Consider the following 20455-nt stretch of genomic DNA (forward strand, 5'->3'; position numbering starts at 1 on the left):
ACTACTCTGGACTGGGCATCCACACTGGGCATCCACACTGGGCATAGACCAGAGACACGATCTTTTGAGGTAGCAGCGTGACCGATATCGAGCAGGCCGTCCCTAGCAGCGACACCGCACCGCGGGGGAACTCCCCTGTCGCGGCCGAAGCGCAACGGCGCCGGACCTTCGCTGTCATCTCCCATCCCGACGCCGGTAAATCAACGCTTACGGAGGCACTCGCGCTGCATGCGAAAGTCATCGCGGAGGCCGGTGCGGTACACGGCAAAGCGGGGCGCAAGTCCACGGTGTCGGACTGGATGGAGATGGAGAAAGCACGCGGCATCTCAGTGAGTTCGACAGCGCTGCAGTTCACGTATTCCACGTCGGGCGGTGCGGAGTGCGTGATCAACCTCGTCGATACACCGGGCCACGCTGACTTTTCCGAGGACACTTACCGGGTGCTGACGGCGGTCGATTGTGCAGTCATGCTCATCGACTCGGCAAAGGGTCTTGAGCCGCAGACTTTGAAGCTGTTTCAGGTGTGTAAGCATCGGGGCATCCCGGTCATTACGGTGATGAACAAATGGGACCGTCCGGGCCGAACGGTGCTGGAGTTGCTCGACGAGGTCGGTGAGCGTATCGGACTGCTGCCCACCCCCTTGTTCCTCCCGGTGGGCATCGCCGGAGATTTTCGCGGCCTGCTGCGCCGCGGGACGGACGGCGCGGCCACCGAGTACATCAAGTTCACTCGCACCGCTGGCGGTGCGACGGTAGCGCCGGAAGAGATCTTGTCACCCGAGGCTGCACACACGATTGAAGGCAGCGAGTGGGAAACCGCCGTGGAGGAAAGCGAACTACTCTCGGCAACAGGGCAAGATCATGATCAGGAGACGTTCCTGGCGGGCGAGACTTCGCCCGTGATTTTCACCTCCGCGATGCTGAATTTCGGTGTGCGGCAACTGCTTGATGCCCTTGTTGAGCTTGCCCCGCCGCCCCGTTCACGAGACGACGCGCAAGGCGCAGCGCGCGCGGTGACGGACCCCTTCTCAGCCGTCGTGTTCAAGGTTCAGGCTGGCATGGACGCCGCACACCGTGACCGGATCGCATTCATGCGCATCGTGTCAGGTGAGTTCGAGCGCGGCATGGTGGTCACGCACGCACAGACCGGGCGGCCTTTCGCGACGAAATACGCGCAAACAATGTTCGGCCGGGACCGGTCCACCGTCGATACCGCGTATCCGGGTGACGTGGTAGGGCTGGTCAACGCGACCGCCCTAGCGCCGGGGCACACTCTCTTCGATGGGCCGCAAGTGGAGTTCCCGCCGATTCCCTCCTTCGCGCCTGAGCATTTCGCTGTGCTGCGAGCGTCAAGCGCAAGCAAGTACAAGCAGTTTCGGAAGGCGATTGACCAGCTGGATTCAGAGGGCGTCGTGCAGGTGCTCCGCAACGATGTGCGTGGCGACGCGTCGCCGGTGCTCGCGGCGGTGGGGCCGATGCAGTTCGAGGTTGTGACCGCGCGGATGCGCACCGAGTTCAATGTGGAAACGCAGCTGGATCGTCTGCCGTTTACGCTCGCCCGGCGAACCGACGCGGAGTCCGCTGATGAACTTGCCCGTCAGCGCGGGGTGGAGGTGTTCCTGCGTACAGATGGTGTGTTGCTCGCGCTGGTCAGCGACAAGTGGCGCTTGCAGTTCATCCAGAAGGAGCGTCCTGATCTGACGCTTGAACCACTAGTCGCGACGGCTGACTGAGCCCCTAGAATCGCTGCATCGCGGCCCGCACTTCGCCAAGTAGCTGACGCATGTGGTTCTCCGCGTCGGCGCCGCGGCCTTCAGCAACCGCATGCGCGACCGCTTCGTGCAGATCTAACGCGGCCGGTTCCGGGTGGTGGGGCATGAGTCCCAGTATCGTTCGGCCGCGCAGCACCACCGCGACGACGTCGACGAGTGCGGCAAACATTTCGTTGCCCCCTGCCTCGAGCAGCATCGTGTGGAAATGGATATCGCGATCGAGAAAGTCGCTGAGGTTGCCAGCTTCACCCAGCGCGCGCATCTCAGCGGCGATCGTGCGGATTTTCACACGCTGCTCCGCTGACGCCCCGCGCGCGGCCGCAGCAGCGGCGATCGGTTCAATAGCAATCCGGAGTTCAGTAAGTGTGCGTAACTGTGCGTCGCGGTCCGCGCCGGAGAGCCGCCACCAGATCACACGCGGGTCGAAGACGCGCCACGATGATTTGGGCTGCACGATGATGCCCACCCGCCGCCGTGACGTGACGAGTCCGAGCGATTCGAGCAGCCGCATCGTTTCACGCGCGACCGTTCGGGAGACGCCGAACTGCTGCTGAATCTTCTCGAGCGTGAGGACGTGCCCTTCGGGCAGCACTCCGGCGGTGATGTCGCTGCCCAGCATGTCCAGCACCGAATTGTGCAGCACGCCAGCAACACTAGAACTCGCACCGGCAGCGCTGGTGCTGCTGGGGTTCCCGGAGATGCTCACTTGTCCAGCCTATCGCTACGGGGGACTTCACATCACCCACTAAAGGTGATACCTTTCACAGTCAAAGGTAGTACCTTTGGGCGTCGAGTAGAGGAGAAGCATCGGATGCCAGCTGAATCGCCCCGGACCGCCCTGGTCGTTATGGGTGTCGCCGGAGTCGGCAAGACAACGACAGCTAGTTTGCTCGCCAGGGAACTCGGCTGGAAACGTGCGGAAGCCGACGAATTTCACCCGCAAGCCAATATCGACAAGATGTCGGCTGGCATCCCCCTCGGTGACGATGACCGGACACCCTGGCTGCGGGCGATCCGCGATTGGATCACTGATCGCGCCGAAGCAGGCGAAAACGTCGTCCTCACCTGCTCAGCCCTCAAACGCTCATACCGAGACGTGCTGCGCGAGGCGAACGCACGGGTCCGCTTCGTCTTCCTCCACGGCCCCGCGCCAGTGGTCGCGGAACGCATCGGGCAGCGCAGCGGACACTTCATGCCTCCATCGCTGCTGAATTCACAGTTTGGCGACCTTGAACCGCTCCAGTCCGACGAGGACGGCGTCACCGTGGACCTTCGAGACAATCCGGAGCGCATTGTGACCTGCGCACTCACCGCACTCAACCTCGCCGGGCCCGGCGTATCCCAGTAGAAGGCGCCGTCATGATCACCACCGAAGACTGAACTCTGGGCACGGGCACCCTCCTCGCCATCACCGCTTCGTGATCGCGCGACGCCCACGCTCTGCGCAGCGTGATCGTCACTCTCGGGTGTCGACGGTGCGGGGGTAGGCCCGATCCGGTATCTCCCCCGCAGGGCACGGCTTCTCCACCGCCGTGAAGTGACCCCGATAGTGAAACATCCGGCCGAGCACCGGGTTCTTCACCGTCACTTCGATGCCATGCCGCTGCTGTTCCTCATCCCACCACTCCCGCGCCTCGGTTGTCGCCGAAACGAGAACCGGCAACCGCGGTGCGAATGGGATGAGGAATTTCGGCGGACCGCTCGTAAGGCGGAGCGCACCATGGTTATCCACCCACACCTGCGTCTTCACCGCCAAGTCTGGCGCAGACCCCAGGTAGTCCACCACGTAGGGTCCGGTCTTTCCGCCCACCATGGTCGAATCCATCTCAGCGCTGCGCGACGCAAAGCCGAACGTTCGAACCGTGGCCAGCGTTTCCCGTCCCACGGCGTCGGTGTACGCGTAATTCTCAACCCGAAACGGCACGTCAAATCCGGTGTGCGAGGGTGCAACCCGACGTGCTCCAAGAAATCTGGCCACAGGCAAGGGTACGGCAAGGGAGTGCGACATTTCTTCCATCACACCGGTTCCCACCTGGCAGAGGCCGTCCGCCGCCGACATGCCGAAGCGCCACTGCACTTTGGGGTGGAGTTTGGCGAACCTCGCTCCGAGCGCACGCTCCACAACCGACGGCATCCTGTCACTCCTGTTACGAACCAAGGTAGAAGCGCCCACCCTGGTCATCCCGGCAGTGCACAGACACACCGTACTCGCGGACCTCTGGCCCCGCGAGGATCTCTCCGCCCGCCTCGGGCACGTACTTCGTTGCCGCAGCGGCATCTTCGACGCGCCACATCGGGACAACGCGATCCTCGGGGCCACGCGTCAGGCCCGTCATTGGGTGGATCCCCACTATCTCGAATCCGCCGCGCTCTTCGCTTCCGTCGAAATCCCAGCCCAGCACGTCCCGGTAAAACTGCTGTGTCTCCCCTACGTCGACCGCCTCCAAAGTGAGGTACGCAGGATCTCCCGGCCCGTCGCCGTTGATCGCGGGGCGCCTTTCGCTGCCGGTGATCTCGACGAGTTCGAACCGCACGCCATGGGGTCCCTCGCACGACACGAGTTCACCGTGCTGCGTCCAACTTCCGCCCTCCGCTTCGACGCCGGCGAGCGCATCGCCGAGGTGCTTCACCGCGAACCTGCACCGGAGCTGGCTCACGTCATGGCCACCCTCCAGAAAGACCGGTGCGGACGTGTTCGTGACGCGCAGTTGCTCTTCAGCTGGCACTGTCTGCCAGCCCAGCACCGCGTGATAGAAGCGCGCGGCGCGTTCAAGGTCGGGTGCGCAGACTGTGAGCGCGGCGATATCACCTGGCCGCAACGCACCGCCGAGCGGCGCCGCGAGCATCCAGCGGTGACCGAACGCGTCAATCAGTGTCGCGTTCCGCTGTCCGTGGCTCTCATATGTCCACCGCTCCACCCGGCCGCCCGCTTCACGGGCGCGCGTCAGCACGAGATCGGGATCATCCACCGGAATCATGAGGCTCACCGATGCGGTGCCGGTCCGCGGCGCTGTCAGCCCCATTTCGGGGAACTCCTCAGCGAGATAGATAACGCCATCACCAACGGTCAGTTCGGCATGCCCCACACGCCCGTCTTCCATCATGATCGGTTCACTCTGTACCGATGCGCCGAAAACCTTCGAATACCAGTTCAGCGCCTCTTGAGCCCCATTCACGATGAGGTACGGCACGGCACCCGAGCGCGGGAACCCGCTAGCAACGTGGTGGTCTGCCCCGGCAGTCGGTGCTTCCGGATCGCTCATCGCCCTTCACTTCCCCGCTTTCGCCTTCTTCTTTTTCTTCGCCTTCTTCGTGTTGTCGAGCAGCATCGCGGCGTAATCCTCAACGTAGCGGAACTGGGCACGCGGCGGGCGTTCATAATTCGTCGCGGCCGGCCGTGGGGGGATCTCCACCTGTGGCGGCGTCACATGTTCGAACGGAATGGATTTCAGCAGATGGTTGATCACGTTGATGCGCGAGTTCCGCTTATGCTCGCTCTCCACCGTGTACCAGGGCGCTTCGGGAATGTCGGTGTGCACGAACATCTCATCTTTCGCCCGCGAATACTCCTCCCACCGGACGATCGACTGCAGGTCCATCGGTGACAGTTTCCACTGGCGCATCGGGTCTTGGAGGCGCGAGTGAAAACGCCGCTCTTGCTCAACATCGGAGACCGAGAACCAGAACTTGCGCAGCATGATTCCGTCCTCAACGAGCAGTCGTTCGAAGATAGGCACCTGATGCAGGAACCGGCGGTATTCGTCGGTCGTGCAGAACCCCATGACGCGTTCGACACCCGCCCGGTTGTACCACGAGCGATCTAGCAGAACGATCTCCCCGGCGGCCGGCAGATGCTGGATGTAGCGCTGGAAGTACCACTGTGTGCGCTGACGCTCCGTTGGTGCTGGAAGGGCCACGACGCGGCAATGCCGCGGATTCAGATACTCGGTTATCCGTTTGATCGCGGATCCTTTGCCGGCCGCATCCCGCCCCTCGAACAGCGCCACGACCCGGGCGCCTGTCTCCTGAACCCAGTGCTGCATCGACACGAGTTCTGCCTGCAACCGCTTCAATTCGGGCTCGTACACATCCAGCGGGAGCTTCCGCTCTGCCGGCTTCGCTCGACCATTGAACTCTGCTTCCCCACCGGGGTTTTTCTTCGCAGCCATGGGCTGAGGTTACTCGGGCGGTAAATCCAATGGGGCAGGTTGCGTGAGACGGGGTCAGCCTAGCTCGTCAGCAAGTTCGAGCCACCGCTCTTCGAGCTCCGCATGCTCGGCGTCGACATCCTTCAATTCGCCACCGAGGCGCTGCAGCTTTTCTGGGTCCGTCGCGGCCGCCGCAAGCCGTTCGTGCAGAACAGCCTGCCGCTCCTCCAGCTTCGCAATCGCCCGCTCAAGCCTGGCGAGTTCCTTCTGCGCCGCACGCTCGGCGGCACCGCCCTTCTGGCGAGAACCCGTCTCCCGTGCCGCCTGGCTCGCATCAGCTGGGACGGGTGCGCTCTCCGCGATCGTTGCGCGCCGCTGCAAATACTCCTCGATGCCGCGCGGAAGGTGCGTCAGCCGTCCGTCACCAAAAAGTGCGTACACCGAGTCGCAGATGCGTTCGGTCAGGTAACGATCGTGGCTGATGACGACGAGTGTGCCCGGCCATCCGTCGAGGAGATCCTCGAGCTGTTGCAGTGTGTCGATGTCCAGGTCGTTTGTCGGTTCATCGAGTAACAGCACGTTGGGCTCAGCCATAAGGATGCGCGTCAGCTGCAGTCGGCGCCGCTCGCCGCCGGAGAGATCCGCAATCGGCGTCCACTGGCGGGCGGCGGGGAAGCCGAGCCGCTCGGCTAGTTGCGAGGCGGACAGTTCTTTATCCCCGAGAACCACCCGGCGCCCGACATCTTCGACCGCTTCGAGCACACGCATCTGCTCTGGAAGATCGTCCAGCTCCTGCCGCAGCCAGCCAACCCGCACAGTCTGGCCGACGATACGCCGGCCAGACACCAATTCTGCCGCGCCCGCCAGCGCCCGCAGCAGCGTCGTCTTCCCAGAACCGTTCACGCCGACAATGCCGGCGCGCTCACCAGGTGCGAGCCGCCACGTCATGCCAGTCAGCAACGTACGGCCGTCAGGGGTGGCGAGGGTGGCGTCTTCTAGCTCGATGACGACCTTCCCGAGGCGCCGCGTGGCGAACGCGGAAAGCGTGACCGAGTCGCGCGGTGGCGGCACGTCGGCGATGAGACTTTCCGCAGCCTCGATGCGGTACTTCGGTTTGGATGTGCGGGCCGGGGGCCCGCGTCGCAGCCACGCCAGCTCTTTGCGCGCGAGGTTGCGGCGGCGCTCTTCCTGGGCGTCCGCGATGCGGGCGCGTTCCGCCCGCGCGTACACCCAGTCGTTGTACCCGCCCTCGTAGCTTTCGACGCTGCCACCGACGACCTCCCACGTCCGGGTCGCGACGGTGTCGAGAAACCAGCGGTCGTGCGTAACGACGACGAGCGCGCAGCGGCGCGCGATGAGGTGTTCCGCAAGCCACACCACGCCCTCGACATCGAGGTGGTTGGTCGGCTCGTCGAGTATCAGCAAATCCAGGTCCTGGACCAGCGCGGCGGCGAGAGCGACGCGGCGGCGCTCCCCACCGGAAAGCTCATCAATCGGTGTATCCAGGTGCCGCTGCGCCTCGCGCAATCCAATGCCTTCGAGAATGCCGCGGATGCGAGCGTCGGAGGCCCACTCGTGTTCTGCCAGACCGAGGGGGCCGAACACGACATCGCCGATGCTCGCACCGCCTGGCAGTTCGCCGCGCTGCGTTACCACCGCGAGCCGCACATCACCGCGGCGACTCACGCGGCCGGCATCGGGCGGGGTGAGGCCAGCGAGCACCTCGAGCAGCGTGGTCTTTCCGCCGCCGTTGAGACCGACGACGCCGATCCGTTCACCCTCCTCGACGCCCAGTGACACACCGTCGAGCAGTGGTTTGACGCCAAAGGACTTGCTGACCTGCTCGAGATTGACCAGGTTCGCCACTCATGCACCCCCATCGACGGCACGTTCGTTTGCCGGATCATCTGGACTGCCACCGGGATCGACCAGCCGGGCCCCCGGCACCGGGCCGGTCGCCGTTCGCACGGTTCGGCACACCCCGGTGGCGGACACTTCCACGCCAACATTTACCGCGTCATCCGCATCGCGGCACAAGAACGCGCAGGTGGGCCCAGAGCCCGACACGATCGTTGCGAGCGCGCCCGCGTCCACCCCGGCCCGCAACGTGCGCCGCAGGCGCGGCATAAGCGAGATCGCCGCTGCCTGTAAGTCATTGCCGAGCAGCGGTGCCAGCACCGCGGGGTCACCAAGCGTCAGTGCGTGCATCAGCTCATCGGCGGAACCGGCGCGCGGGGGGTTACCTGCTTCCCGCAGCCGGTCCAGTTCCTTGTAGACGGCCGGGGTGCTGAGGCCGCCCTTCGCGAAGGCAAGCACCCAATGGTAGGTGCTCCGCGAGAGGACCGGCAGCAGTTGTTCGCCCCTCCCGATTCCCATTGCGGTACCGCCGCGCAGCGAGAACGGCACGTCGCTCCCCAGTTCGGCGGCAATCTCCACCAGCTCGTTTTTGCCTAACTCGAGGTGCCACAGCGAGTTGAGCGCGACGAGTGTGGCCGCAGCGTCCGCGCTGCCGCCCGCCAGCCCGCCAGCCACCGGGATTCCCTTGGTAATCGCAATATGCACACGCGGGGTACGGCGCGCCTGCTTTGCCATCAATTCCGCGGCCCGCCACACCAGATTGGTCTTGTCCACGGGCACCTGACCAGCACCCTCGCCGCGGACTGTGACAGTCAGATCATCCGCACGGGTCACCGCGATCTCGTCATACAAAGACAGCGCCTGGAATACGGTGGTGAGTTCGTGATAGCCGTCGTCGCGCAGATCACCCACAGCGAGGTGCAGGTTCACCTTAGCGGGGGCGCGGACCGTCACCGGTTCGTCAACGACATGCAACACAGTTGGACAGCTTATAGCGTCGATCAGCTCGGCTCGCGCGCGTCGCGGGCGGCTGCGATTCGTACGAAGTCAGCGATGGACAGCTTTTCTCCACGTTGCGCCGGATCAACACCCGCCGCCTGCAGAATGTGTCCGGCTGCGGCTGCGGAGCCCGCCCAGGACGCCAGCGCGGCACGCAGTGTTTTGCGACGCTGGGAAAAGGCCGCATCGATTACCGCGAACACAGCGGTCCGATGCGAGCGCGACATGTCCCACGGCGGTTGCTGGTACCGATCGATGCGAACCAGGCCAGAATCCACATTCGGAACCGGCCAGAACACGGCGCGGCCGACTGCACCGGCCCGTTTGACTGATCCGAAGAATGCCGCTTTTGCGCTCGGTACGCCGTACGTGCGACTGCCGGGCGGAGCTGCGAGCCGATCAGCCACTTCAGCTTGCACCATAACGAGGACTGTTCGCAGCGTCGGAAGCTCGGCGAGCAGATGCAGGAGCACCGGAACGGCCACGTTGTAAGGCAGATTCGCCACCATCGCCCGCGGCGCGCTGTGCGTGTGTGGAAGTTCCGGGGCAGTAACCCGCAGTGCGTCTGCCGTCAGCACTGCGAGCTCATCTGCCGACTCTGGCGCATGCGCCCGGACCGTCTCGGGAAGCTGCGCAGCAAGCACCGGATCGATTTCTACCGCCACAACCGGATGTCGCGCCTCGAGGAGGGCGAGCGTAAGTGAACCTAGCCCCGGCCCGACTTCGAGCACTGTTTCGCCTGTCGCGAGGCCTGCGGCGCTCACGATGCGGCGCACCGTGTTGGGATCGTGAACAAAGTTCTGTCCCCGCTGTTTGCTCGGGCGCACGCCGATGCGGTCGGCGAGGCCACGAATTTCCGCCGGCCCCAGCAGGTTTACCCCGGCGTGGGGCGCGCTGCGCGCACGCGAAGACCCCGGGTCCGCGAGGGCCCCGGGGTCTTGCCGGTCTTCCGTGGTTCCGCCGTGCTGGTCGGTGCTCAGTGCGGTTACGCCTTTGCGTTTGGTGCGGCGGACGCCGCGTCGGTCAGGTCAGCAGATCAGCGCAGACCGAGCTTCGACGAGCAGGCTGGCCATGCGCCCCAGCCCTGTCCAGCGCGGGTCTTCTCGGCGATCGCGATCTGCTGCTCGCGGGTAGCGAGGTCAGCACGCGGCGCGTACTGGGTGCCGCCGTAGGCCGCCCAGGTGCTCTGCGAGAACTGCAGGCCGCCATAGTAGCCGTTGCCAGTGTTGATTGCCCAGTTGCCAGTTGACTCGCACTGCGCCAGCGCGTCCCAGGTGGAGCCGTTGGACACGGCGGGTGCGGCGGGCCGTGGCTTGGTGCCAACGCGAATCACCTTCGGCTGCGCCTCACGGCTGATGTCAGAAGCAACCTTGGTGCGTGCTGATTCACCACCGTTGGCGTGAACAATGACGTAGGTGTTCGTGGCGACACCAGCCTCGCCAGCAACCTCGACCCGGGTGTCGCCTTCAAGCATGTTGGGGTCTTCAATGACGTTCTCGGGGAGGAACTCCTCTTCGAGGACCTCACGTGCGACCCGGAGCCGCTCGACCGCGATCTCCATACCTTCCGCGAGTGGCGTGCGAGCATGCGGCCTCACGGCATCGAAACCGGCCAGCGGTGCGCCCAGTTCAGCGAGCACATCCTCCACTGTGAAGGCCGTGGTGCTGAGTTCCGCTTCGTGTTCGCCGTCAGTGATCTTGACGGTCTTGGGAGTGCTCACCGAGAACTGCATCCCATCGAACGGGATCCGTTCCGAGCGTGACGCTGACACGCCCAGTTCCCGGCCGGCCAGGTCGAGCTGCGCGAGGGCCTCGTCGACTGTCTGGGCCGTCGTCCAGATCTCGCGGGCTTCGCCGTCGATGGTGACTTCGAGTGGCTTAGCGCGCTGCAGCACGATCGTGTCGCCGTTGGAGATCGACTCGTTTGCTGCCGGGACGACGACGTCGTGGTCAGTCAGGGGAAGACCGGCGGCCGCGAGTGCGCCGCTGACACTGCCCTTGAAGGTGCTGACGGTGCGAGTTTCGCCGTCAACCTCGAGGGTGACGTCTTTGTGGGTCGCGACGGCGGTTCCGGCTCCGGCGATCATGGCGACGAGAGCGCCGCCAGCGACGATCTGCGCCTTCTTGGAGTTGGAGGTACGCGGTGCTTGCGACATTGTCTTCCTGACTGTTGGCTGGCCGGGCAGGTGAAGTCAGCACGCAAAGCGTGGTGTCGGGAACGTGCTGAGTCGGGCTTCTCCACCCCGGATGTCGATAACAAAACAGTAACGAGGTGCTGCTAACTGGAGCAAGCAATCTCACGATAATGAGAGCTGTTCCACATTTCTCCGAAATACCGGATTTTCGGGAAACAATTATTCAAGCGTTATATTTCAGCCTTATCGCTCAGCTAAATCCGCTGGTAGAACGCGTATAAAAAAACGAACAATTTGTTAATTCACAATTTTCCCGTGATGTGCCAGTCGTCACATTCGCAACTTCCGCACCAGGCCAGACAAAACTCATTCGGGGATAAATGTGACCATCGTCACTTCCTGAAGAACCTTAAATTACGTTTGAACGCAATTCAGATGCCGTAGACGCGGCGCGCCGTCGACGTGGTTGCCGTCGCCAGTTCTGCCGCGTCATCACCGCGGATCTCGGCCAGTGCCCGAACCGTGTACGGCAGGCAGTACGACTCGTTCGGAGCGCCCCGATACGGATGCGGAGTCAGGTATGGCGCGTCGGTCTCCACTAGCAGCTGACCAGCGGGGATAAGCCGGGCTGCCTCGTGCAGGTCCCGCGCGTTACGAAAGCTGACTGTCCCCGAAAGGCTAAGCACCCACCCCTGATCCACGCAGGTCCGGGCCATCTCAGGTCCAGACGAGAAGCAATGAAAAATGACGGTTTCTGGTGCGCCCTCGCTCAGAAGCACGCGCACGAGATCAGCGTCTGCCTCCCGGTTGTGAATCATCAGCGGCTTGCCGGAGCGCTTAGCCAGATCGATATGCCAGCGGAAGCCTTCCTCCTGCTCCGAGACCTCAGCGCAGCCCTCGAGCTTGCCCGGCCAGTAGTAGTCCAAACCGGTCTCACCCACTGCGACGGTACGCGGATCGCCGGCGAGCTTCTCGAGCACGCTTTTCGCGTGGTCATCGAGGTGATTCGCGCGGGTGGGGTGCAGCGCCGTGGCGGCAAACACCCGATCATCCCAGTGCGCGAGCGTGCTGGCCAGTTCGGCCGCAGCGAGATCGTCCGCGACGGTCACGATCGTCTCCACACCCACAGCGGCGGCTCGATCGACAATCACACGCAACGATTCCTCATCTACCGCGCCGCAGGCATCGAGGTGTGTGTGGGCGTCAATCAGCGGCGCCAGCCGCTCTGGTTGCGGTGGCGCTGGACGTTCCTTCTTCGACGCCTTCGTGCTCATTTCTTGATCGGCGCCCATTCGGGGCCGGTCTCGCCCAGTTCCGCGTCCAGTTTGCCGAACAGCGGCGTGGGTTTTGACAGTTTCGTGCCCGGCTTGATGTCGGTGCGGCCCCAGCGCGCTTGTTCACTGGCGTAGTCACCCATCAGAACGGGATAAGAGCGCCCGGCTTCCGGCAGGTTCACCCCCACCGGCTCCACTTGAGCTGTGTCATCAGTAACCTCACGGACCTCCGGCTCAGCGGCCCACACGCCTTCCCCGCCCAGCAGCTCGTGCACCTTCTGCGCAGCGTGCGGCAGGAACGGAGTCAGCAGCGAATTCGCGTCGGAGACTACCTGCAAGGACGTGTGCAGCACTGTCGCGAGCCGATCGCGCTGGTCGGGTTCCTTCGCAAGTTTCCAGGGCTCGAGTGCGGAAATATACTTGTTCGCCGCCGTCACTACCCGCATACCCTCAGTCGCCGCGGCCCGGAACCTGCTTCGCTGCAAGTGTTGCCCGGCAGTCTGGAAAGCCGCCTCGGCTGTGCGCAGGAGCTCAGCATCAGCATCGGTCAGCGAGGAGGGCGCCGGGATCTCACCGAAGTTCTTGTTCGCCATCGACACCGCCCGGTTGACGAGGTTGCCCCACTCGTTGGCCAGCTCGAAGTTCGTCCTGCGCACAAACTCATCCCAGGTGAAATCCGTGTCCTGCGACTCTGGGCCCGCGACCGCGATGAAGTAGCGCAGCGGATCCGCACCGAAGTCGCGCAGGAAATCACGCACATAGATGACTGTGCCACGGCTCGTCGAGAACTTTGATCCGCTCATGGTCAGGAACTCACTCGAGACCACCTCGGTAGGCAGATTCAGATTCCCAAGCGGACCGGGCGCACCACCATGCGCACCCCGGCCTCCATAGCCGAGGAGTTCGGCAGGCCAGATTTGCGAGTGGAAGGTGATGTTGTCCTTGCCCATGAAGTAGTAGCTGACCGCTTCGGGATCGGTCCACCACTTGCGCCACGCCTCGGGGTCGCCGCTGCGCACCGCCCATTCGATGCTCGCGGATAAATACCCGATCACCGCGTCAAACCACACGTACAGCTTCTTGTCGGGACGGTCGGACCACCCGTCAAGTGGAATGGGCACGCCCCAGTCGATATCGCGGCTCATCGCGCGGGGCCGCAGGTCGTTGATCAGGTTCAGACTGAAGCGCAGGACGTTCGGCCGCCAATCGGTGCGGCCTTTGAGCCACGTTCCGAGCGCGTCTGCAAGCGCGGGAAGATCCAGAAAGAAGTGCTCAGTTTCGACAAACTTTGGCGTCTCACCGTTGAGCTTTGAGCGTGGATTGATTAGGTCGATCGGGTCGAGTTGATTACCGCAGTTGTCGCATTGGTCACCGCGCGCACCGTCATACCCGCAGATCGGGCAGGTGCCCTCGACGTACCGGTCTGGCAGCGTCCGGCCGGTCGAAGGACTGATGGCACCAGTCGTCGTCTTGGGGACCAGATAGCCGTTCTTGTGCAGTGTGCGGAACAATTCCTGCACCACTGCGTAGTGATTGCGGGTGGTGGTGCGGGTGAACAGGTCGTAACTCAGCCCGAGTCCCGCGAGGTCCTCCACGATCACCCGGTTATAGCGATCGGCCAGCTCACGCGGCGTCGTCCCCTCTTGGTCCGCCTGCACCAAGATCGGTGTCCCATGCTCGTCCGTACCCGAGATCATCAGCACGTCATTACCCACCATGCGCTGGTATCGGGCGAAGACATCGGACGGAACGCCGAAACCTGACACGTGGCCGATGTGGCGCGGGCCATTCGTGTACGGCCAGGCGACCGCCGTGAGAACTCGGGTAGACATGCGTACCAGCCTATTCGTTGTGGGTGGTGGATTCCCAACCGGCCATTTTGCCAGCCTGCCCCCCGCCGGTTCCCACACCTGCGGGTCAAGAACAGGCATACTGCGGTGCTATGGGGAAAACCACGGAGCAGCCCCGGCGGGCGCGCGGCACCCGCCGTAGTGACGGCTCTCACCGCAGGCCGAAGCCTAACGGGGACGCCCACCGCAAATCTTCCTCTGTCCGCTGGTCTGACGCGCCGGACGGCCACGCGCACGGACACCAGTCTGGCGACCAATGGCACGCCCTCAACTGGCCGGGCGGAATCGTGCGTCCCGGCACCGACCCGCAGACGGTCGTGCAGGAAATGATCCTCACCGGTGCGGACGCGGCAGTCGGTCCGAAACACCGCCGCGAACACGCAGCACACATCGCCGACCAGCTAGCGCGCGCGGACGCCGGGCGGGAACCGTGGCTCGCCACCCGCGTCGCATGCGAGATCTTGCTCTCCGCGATGGACTCTCTTTACGAACACGGCTGGCAGCCGCGGGATGTCATCCACGTCGTCAGCCGCGCACACCCCCAGCCGGTAACCGACCTGGCGGTGGCCACAGTCACCTACCAGGCCGCGTTATCGAACGCGACGCAGCGCGCGCCGCTGATGTGGGCCGAACAGCTCGAGGACATCGCGGCCATGAGCTCCGCCGTCGCCGCCAGTGTTCACTGGGCGGCAACGCGCAACCCCGGGAACCGGCCCTTTCTGCTGGCGCTCGGTGGCGAACCGCCGCTCCAAACCGACTGGCCTGCCCTCCTGAGGCTTATCGGGCAGTGGCACGACCTCCCCGTGTGGCCGCTAGTCTGCGACCCGCCATCGCAGTGGCCCGAGCAGCGAACCGACGCCGCACCCCGAACCAGCTGCGCCGGTCCGGTTGACACACGCGTGCTGAATAAAGTGCGCAGCCTGCTCGCCAAAGCTGAGGCGACAACGTACACGAGTGAAGCGGACGCGTTCACCGCGAAGGCACAGGAATTGATGACGCGTTACGCGATCGACGCGGCGTTGCTCCGCTCCAACTTCGCTCGCGGCGACGTGCAGACCACGCGTATTCACATCGAGAATCCGTACACCAAAGCGAAGGTACATCTGCTTCACGAGATCAGTCTCGCCAACCGTGTCCGAGTCGTATGGGACGCACAGTATGCAGTGGCCACCGCGGTGGGAACCCCTGTTGACCTGCGCCAAGTCGAAATGCTGTACACGTCAGTGCTTGTCCAGGCGACACACGCGATGACCGATCTTGGCCGGAACAGCGATGACCCCGCCACACGTACTGCCAGCTTCCGCCGCGCGTTTCTGTTCGCGTTCGCGGTTCGGGTGGGCCAGCGGCTACAAGAAGTGGGCGAAGAAACCACCGCGCGGGCGGCGAAGCGCGCCCGTCTCCGGGGCAAGCGGCTGCTGCCGATTCTCGCGGCCCAGAACGAAGCGGTGAACGCTGAATTCGAGCGTCTGTTTCCGCGTACCGAGAAGCAGACCGCCGCACCCATGGACGCGCGCGGCTGGATAGCCGGGAAAGTAGCCGCTGACCAAGCCGTTCTTCAACCGGCCGCGGCACGCATCGAGGCCGCGCAGTAGCCACCACGACGCACGTGCCACTCTTATCCAATGCGATGTGAACGCATAGGTGCAGGCGATGACTGCGCGAGCGCAGCGGATGTGGTGCGTGCACTCGCTCGCCGGGCACGCGAACTCGGGGCTCCCCCGCCCGCCGCGGTGACCGGTAACTGGCTGGGTTCACGCGCGATAATCGCGCCCGCGCTGACCGCGATGGAAACCGGCCATGCACACCCGGGCAGTGCGCATCCGTTCGGTGAACACGTCGCGACCGGAAGCGCGACGGACCGCGACTCGGCGGAGCCCGCCAATGCAGTCGGCGGCGGCTGGTTCGGGTATCTCTCGTACCCCGATCCCGGACCGCACGGAGAATACGGCCCGCTGCCCGCAATGGCCGGCGGCTTCACCGATCACGTGCTGCGGCTCGATGCCGCGGGAAACTGGTGGTTCGAATCGCTTGCTGATGAGACGTGCCCGGACTGGCTGGCCCGCCTCGTCAGCGGCTCCGCCCCATCCGCGGAGTGGTCGTGCCGGTGGACGCCCCCGAGCCGCGCCGCACACCGATTTGGTGTCGAATCCTGTCTCGAGGCCATCCGGGCGGGCGAGGTGTACCAAGCATGCGTGTGTGGACACTTCACGGGGCACTTCACCGGTGAACCCGCCGATTTCTTCGCCGACGCCATCACCGCTACACGCCCGGCCAAGGCCGCGTATCTGCAGGGAGAGTGGGGCGCGGTCGCATCCCTCTCGCCGGAAATGTTTCTCTCCCGAAAGGGTGCGATCGTTCGGTCGAGTCCCATCAAAGGGACCTTGCCGATCGACAAGGACCCCGCGCTGCTGCGCTCCTCGGTCAAGGATGTCGCAGAGAACGTGATGATTGTCGACCTCGTTCGGAACGATCTCGGCCGCGTCGCCGCGCTCGGTTCAGTGACCGTCACAGACCTGCTCGGGGTGTATCCCGCGCCGGGTGTGTGGCACCTCGTATCCACCGTGCAAGCGCATGTCGACCCCGCAATCGAACTCAGTGACCTGCTCGCCGCTGCCTTCCCGCCGGCCTCTGTGACCGGCACACCGAAACACCGGGCACGCACCCTGCTGCGACAGTGGGAGCCCGAGCCGCGCGGGGTCTACTGCGGCACAGTGGGTTTCCACTCGCCCGTGGCAGGTCTCGAGCTGAACGTGGCGATCCGGACGGTGGAGTTCACCGCGCGCGGTGACTGCAGGCTAGGTGTGGGCGGCGGTATCACCATCGACTCCGAACCCGAACGCGAGTGGCAGGAATGCCTGGACAAGGCTGCGACCATCATAGGACTGCAAGCCTCGGCGCCGCTCTAGTCAACGCGTCAATCGCCATCCGGCGCGCGCCTTGCGAGGACTGCCTCGTACAATTCGCGCTTCGAAACGCCAGCGCGTTCCGCGATAACAGCGCACGCCGCTTTTAGCCGGCTTCCCGCAGCGACCAGCCGTTCGACGTCCGCCACCTGATCGTGCACACTCTGCGCCGCGGGCGCCGCGCCTTCGAGAACGACCGTTATCTCGCCCCGTACCGGCTGAGCCGCCGCCCAGTCCGCGAGTTCCTGGAGGGTACCGCGTTTGACCTCTTCGTAGGTTTTCGTCAATTCCCGGCACACCGCCGCGCGCCGCTGCGGACCGAGGACGCTGACCGCGTCACTGAGACAGTCGGAAAGACGGTGCGGCGCTTCGAAAAACACACAAGCGCGCGGTTCGTCACGAAGCGTTTCGAAGAATTCGCGGCGCTGCCCGGATTTGCGCGGCGGAAACCCATCAAAGCAAAAACGGTCGACAGGCAAGCCAGAGAGTGCGAGTGCGGTCGTGACCGCAGACGGCCCGGGCAGACATGTCACCACGAGGGCGCGCTCGGCGCAGGCCGCGACAAGTCGGTAGCCCGGATCGCTGATCGACGGCATCCCGGCATCGGTGACGAGCAGGACTGTGCGGCCGCGAGCGACCTCGTCGACAAGGGCCGGCAAGCGCGTTTTCTCCACATGGTCATAGAAACTGACCAGCTTCGCTGTCAGCGCAACACCGAGCGCGGCGGCGAGCTGACGGGTGCGGCGCGTATCTTCTGCCGCGATGATGTCGGCTTTTGCCAGCATGTCAGTGAGTCGCGGCGAGGCGTCACGGATATCACCGAGCGGTGTTGCGGCGAGTACAAGCTGTCCGGCCATGGTCATACAGCCTACGATCGTCGCGTGCCCGTGCTTAGTACTGCCCGTCGTGTGCCCGCTCACGCGGCGCGATGCGCAGCGCCCGCCGCGCGGGATTCTAAGCCGGTCCGCAGCCCTGGATCTCTTGATCCGGCGCCTGACCCGATGCCGCCGGACACCAAGCGGGGCTGGCTCGTTGCCGGATTCCTGACGCTGCTCGCGGCAATCACCCGCTTCGCAGGTCTGCACACACCGACAGACGCGGGCACACCGGTCTTCGACGAGAAGCATTACGTCACCCAGGCCTGGCAGATGCTCGGCAACGGCTGGGTCGAAGATAACCCAGCGTACGGGCTGGTCGTGCACCCACCGGTGGGCAAACAGCTCATCGCGCTCGGTGAAGCTGTCTTCGGCTACTCCGCGCTGGGGTGGCGCTCCGCTGCGGCAGTGGCAGGCGTGGTGCTTGTGCTGCTCGTCACCCGCATCGCGCGCCGCCTGGCCAGGTCGACTCTCGTGGGCGCGATCGCTGGGGTGTTGATACTGGCCGACGGCGTGACATTCGTGACGTCGCGGATCGGAATGCTCGACATCTTCCTTGTCGTGTTCATCGTGGGAGCTTTTGGCTGCCTCATCGTTGACCGTGATGATGTCCGGCGACGGTACCGGCGTGTTTACGACGAGGGCCGGATCGATGAATCGGCCTTCGGCCCCCGAATGGGATTCCGCTGGTGGCGATTCGGTGCCGGCGTGTTGCTTGGGCTCGCGTGTGCGACGAAGTGGTCCGGCATCTACGTCGTCGCGTTCTTCGGCCTGCTGGCGGTGGCATTCGATCTTGCCGCGCGCCATCACTTCGCCGTCAGACGTCCGGTCGCGGGCACTGCGATGCGTGACCTAGTGCCAGCTTTGGGGTCGCTCGTCGCCATCCCGGCGGCTGTGTACGTGGGGAGTTATTGGGCGTGGTTCGCCAGCGAAACCGCGATTGACCGGCACGCAGTCGGACGCGTGATCGGGACAGGCGGAACCTGGAGTTTCCTCCCGGATTCGCTGCGCGCTCTCTGGTACAACCACAGCCACATTCTGTCGTTCCACGCGGGGCTGACGAACTCCGAAGGGCATATTCACCCTTGGGAGTCGAAACCGTGGACATGGCCGATGGGCTTGCGGCCGATGCTGTACTACTTCGCACAAAGCGACGAGATCTCAGGTTGCGGTGCGACGGAGTGCGTTCGGGCCGTCATGCTGGTCGGAACTCCAGCGATGTGGTGGCTTTCACTACCCGTGCTCGCCTGGTCGGCGTGGCGAATCATCGGCTACCGCGATTGGCGTTATGCGGCGGCACTCACGGGATATCTCGCGGTATTCGTGCCCTGGTTCGCCGCTCTCGATCGGCAAATGTATTACTTCTACGCTGCGCCGATGGCGCCCTTCATGGTGATGCTATTCGCGCTCGCACTCGGAGATCTCATTGGACGACACGAACGGGGCAAGCTGCGCCCCCGCATCCCCGAGCGACGGCAACTCGCCACACTCGTGGTCTGCGTATACCTGGCCGTCGTCATTGCCAACTTCATCTGGCTGTACCCGATCCTGACGGCATTGCCCATAACCCCCGAAATGTGGCAGCGCCAGCTGTGGCTGCCCAGCTGGCGCTGACAACTGTTGCCGCGAAATGCGCGGCAGCCTTCAGGAGAAGCGGCTGAGCCCGGGAAGCATCCGGTCGAGACTTATCGCACCGGCGCCGCACGCCGCAATGAGCAGTGAGCCGACGCCCAGGGCCAGGACGAGCTCGAAGCCACCATCCTCGACGAAAACGCCGTGCTCGACGTGGACCAGGACGAAAGCGCCCACCATGTTGCAGAACAGAAGGAAACCCACCAGTGGGGTGAGCACACCGATGATGAGCATCGCACCGCCCACGAGTTCGAGATAGGTCACGACGTACGCGGTTATCTCAGGGAGCGGCGCGTTGATCGACGTAAAGAAGGCCTGGACACCTTCGATGGTCGATTCGTTGAGTTTCTGCCAGCCATGAGCGACGAAAATGACGCCGATACCCACGCGCGCTATCAGTAAAGCGATGTCACGGTGCCAGCCAGTTCCCACGATGCCTCCGATTTTGTTGCACGCCCGGATGGGGCGCGGTTGCCCATTGTGCTTTCAGCCTAATCCGACAATAGTTGACTGCGCAACTATTGTCCCCTTGTGGCGGTCTCATCCCAGCCAGCCGGTACTGTTGCGAGACCACCCACGTACCGCGATATTGATCAAAGCGGACAGCTCTCGCGCACTTCAAAGGAGACGGAATGGACCTGGTGCTGTGGATACCAGCCGCCATCCTTGCCGCCGCGTTCCTCATGAGTGGCGTGACCAAGACGTCCACACCCTATGAGAAGTATGTCACCAAGAGGGGCTCCGGGTGGGCAACGGAATTCTCCCCGGGTTCGGTACGCGCGATCGGAATCGTCGAGATACTCGGCGCTATTGGACTGGTATTGCCCCAAGCGACCGGCCTCTACCCCATTCTCACCCCCGTCGCCGCTATCGGACTGGCCCTGCTCCTCATCCTCGCAATGATCGTGCTGCGCCGTCGGCGAGAGCTGGACACCTACCTGCCCCTCACCGGAACTCTGCTCATCCTCTGCGCGGCCGTCGCAGTCGGCCGCTTTCTCACGGCCTGACAGC

General features: G+C 64.2%; 18 protein-coding genes. 6 read left to right on the forward strand and 12 right to left on the reverse strand.

The genetic code is table 11. The features are described 5' to 3' along the window. Window positions 1–86: 86 nt before the first annotated feature. The gene (locus ONR57_RS01725; protein ID WP_265121725.1) at window positions 87–1733 is read left to right on the forward strand and encodes a peptide chain release factor 3; all 1647 of its coding nucleotides are present in this window, start codon (window positions 87–89) and stop codon (window positions 1731–1733) included. A gap of 4 nt (window positions 1734–1737) precedes the next feature. Here ONR57_RS01725 and ONR57_RS01730 read toward each other — a convergent pair whose 3' ends face one another. Then, complete coding sequence (locus ONR57_RS01730; RefSeq protein ID WP_265121129.1) at window positions 1738–2478, reverse strand: FadR/GntR family transcriptional regulator; 741 nt, start codon at window positions 2476–2478, stop codon at window positions 1738–1740. Window positions 2479–2583: 105 nt separating this feature from the next. Between ONR57_RS01730 and ONR57_RS01735 the strand changes: the two genes are divergently transcribed. Beyond that, window positions 2584–3120 carry a gluconokinase gene (locus ONR57_RS01735; protein ID WP_265121130.1) on the forward strand — a complete coding sequence of 179 codons (537 nt, stop codon included), beginning with the start codon at window positions 2584–2586 and terminating at the stop codon, window positions 3118–3120. A 108-nt stretch (window positions 3121–3228) separates the two neighbouring features. On the opposite strand, the gene ONR57_RS01740 is transcribed toward ONR57_RS01735, so the two are convergent. The 9 genes from ONR57_RS01740 to metG all read right to left on the reverse strand — a co-directional run bounded on the left by ONR57_RS01740 (window position 3229) and on the right by metG (window position 14016). Beyond that, a complete protein-coding gene (locus ONR57_RS01740; protein ID WP_265121131.1) occupies window positions 3229–3906 on the reverse strand; it encodes a DUF4166 domain-containing protein in 678 nt (225 codons plus the stop codon). Window positions 3907–3919: 13 nt separating this feature from the next. Beyond that, a complete protein-coding gene (locus ONR57_RS01745) occupies window positions 3920–5035 on the reverse strand; it encodes a VOC family protein (protein ID WP_265121132.1) in 1116 nt (371 codons plus the stop codon). A 6-nt stretch (window positions 5036–5041) separates the two neighbouring features. After that, window positions 5042–5941 (reverse strand): polyphosphate kinase 2, encoded by a 900-nt coding sequence (ppk2, locus tag ONR57_RS01750; protein ID WP_265121133.1) that lies wholly within the window; start codon window positions 5939–5941, stop codon window positions 5042–5044. Between the two features lie 54 nt (window positions 5942–5995). Continuing rightward, window positions 5996–7786, reverse strand: coding sequence for an ABC-F family ATP-binding cassette domain-containing protein (locus tag ONR57_RS01755; protein WP_265121134.1), 1791 nt, complete (start codon window positions 7784–7786; stop codon window positions 5996–5998). Continuing rightward, window positions 7787–8755, reverse strand: coding sequence for a 4-(cytidine 5'-diphospho)-2-C-methyl-D-erythritol kinase (locus tag ONR57_RS01760; protein ID WP_265121135.1), 969 nt, complete (start codon window positions 8753–8755; stop codon window positions 7787–7789). Window positions 8756–8778: 23 nt separating this feature from the next. Further along, window positions 8779–9648, reverse strand: a complete 870-nt coding sequence (gene rsmA / locus ONR57_RS01765; protein ID WP_265121727.1) for a 16S rRNA (adenine(1518)-N(6)/adenine(1519)-N(6))-dimethyltransferase RsmA — start codon at window positions 9646–9648, stop codon at window positions 8779–8781. A gap of 164 nt (window positions 9649–9812) precedes the next feature. Further along, window positions 9813–10931 carry a resuscitation-promoting factor gene (locus ONR57_RS01775; protein WP_279347339.1) on the reverse strand — a complete coding sequence of 373 codons (1119 nt, stop codon included), beginning with the start codon at window positions 10929–10931 and terminating at the stop codon, window positions 9813–9815. 410 nt (window positions 10932–11341) lie between these two features. Further along, window positions 11342–12184: a TatD family hydrolase gene (locus tag ONR57_RS01780; protein WP_265121137.1), complete on the reverse strand. Its 843-nt coding sequence runs from the start codon at window positions 12182–12184 to the stop codon at window positions 11342–11344. After that, window positions 12181–14016 carry a methionine--tRNA ligase gene (gene metG / locus ONR57_RS01785; protein ID WP_265121138.1) on the reverse strand — a complete coding sequence of 612 codons (1836 nt, stop codon included), beginning with the start codon at window positions 14014–14016 and terminating at the stop codon, window positions 12181–12183. Before metG ends, ONR57_RS01780 begins: the two co-directional genes overlap by 4 nt. A gap of 110 nt (window positions 14017–14126) precedes the next feature. On the opposite strand from metG, the gene ONR57_RS01790 reads away from it, so the two are divergent. Beyond that, a complete protein-coding gene (locus ONR57_RS01790; protein WP_265121139.1) occupies window positions 14127–15626 on the forward strand; it encodes a DUF2786 domain-containing protein in 1500 nt (499 codons plus the stop codon). A 30-nt stretch (window positions 15627–15656) separates the two neighbouring features. Further along, window positions 15657–16940: an aminodeoxychorismate synthase component I gene (locus tag ONR57_RS01795; RefSeq protein WP_265121140.1), complete on the forward strand. Its 1284-nt coding sequence runs from the start codon at window positions 15657–15659 to the stop codon at window positions 16938–16940. Window positions 16941–16948: 8 nt separating this feature from the next. Here the strand turns inward: ONR57_RS01795 and rsmI are convergent, their stop codons facing one another. After that, window positions 16949–17794, reverse strand: a complete 846-nt coding sequence (gene rsmI, locus ONR57_RS01800) for a 16S rRNA (cytidine(1402)-2'-O)-methyltransferase (RefSeq protein ID WP_265121141.1) — start codon at window positions 17792–17794, stop codon at window positions 16949–16951. A 144-nt stretch (window positions 17795–17938) separates the two neighbouring features. On the opposite strand from rsmI, the gene ONR57_RS01805 reads away from it, so the two are divergent. Beyond that, entirely contained in the window at window positions 17939–19426 is a 1488-nt protein-coding gene (locus tag ONR57_RS01805; RefSeq protein WP_265121728.1) for a dolichyl-phosphate-mannose--protein mannosyltransferase, read from the forward strand. A gap of 30 nt (window positions 19427–19456) precedes the next feature. On the opposite strand, the gene ONR57_RS01810 is transcribed toward ONR57_RS01805, so the two are convergent. Further along, on the reverse strand, window positions 19457–19876 hold the full coding sequence (locus ONR57_RS01810; RefSeq protein WP_265121142.1) for a DoxX family protein: 420 nt from the start codon (window positions 19874–19876) through the stop codon (window positions 19457–19459). Window positions 19877–20076: 200 nt separating this feature from the next. Here ONR57_RS01810 and ONR57_RS01815 point away from each other — a divergent pair, with 200 nt between their 5' ends. Beyond that, a complete protein-coding gene (locus tag ONR57_RS01815; RefSeq protein WP_265121143.1) occupies window positions 20077–20451 on the forward strand; it encodes a DoxX family protein in 375 nt (124 codons plus the stop codon). The last annotated feature ends 4 nt before the right edge of the window (window positions 20452–20455 follow it).

The sequence above is a fragment of the Hoyosella sp. YIM 151337 genome (assembly GCF_026041215.1).
Taxonomy (GTDB): domain Bacteria; phylum Actinomycetota; class Actinomycetes; order Mycobacteriales; family Mycobacteriaceae; genus Hoyosella.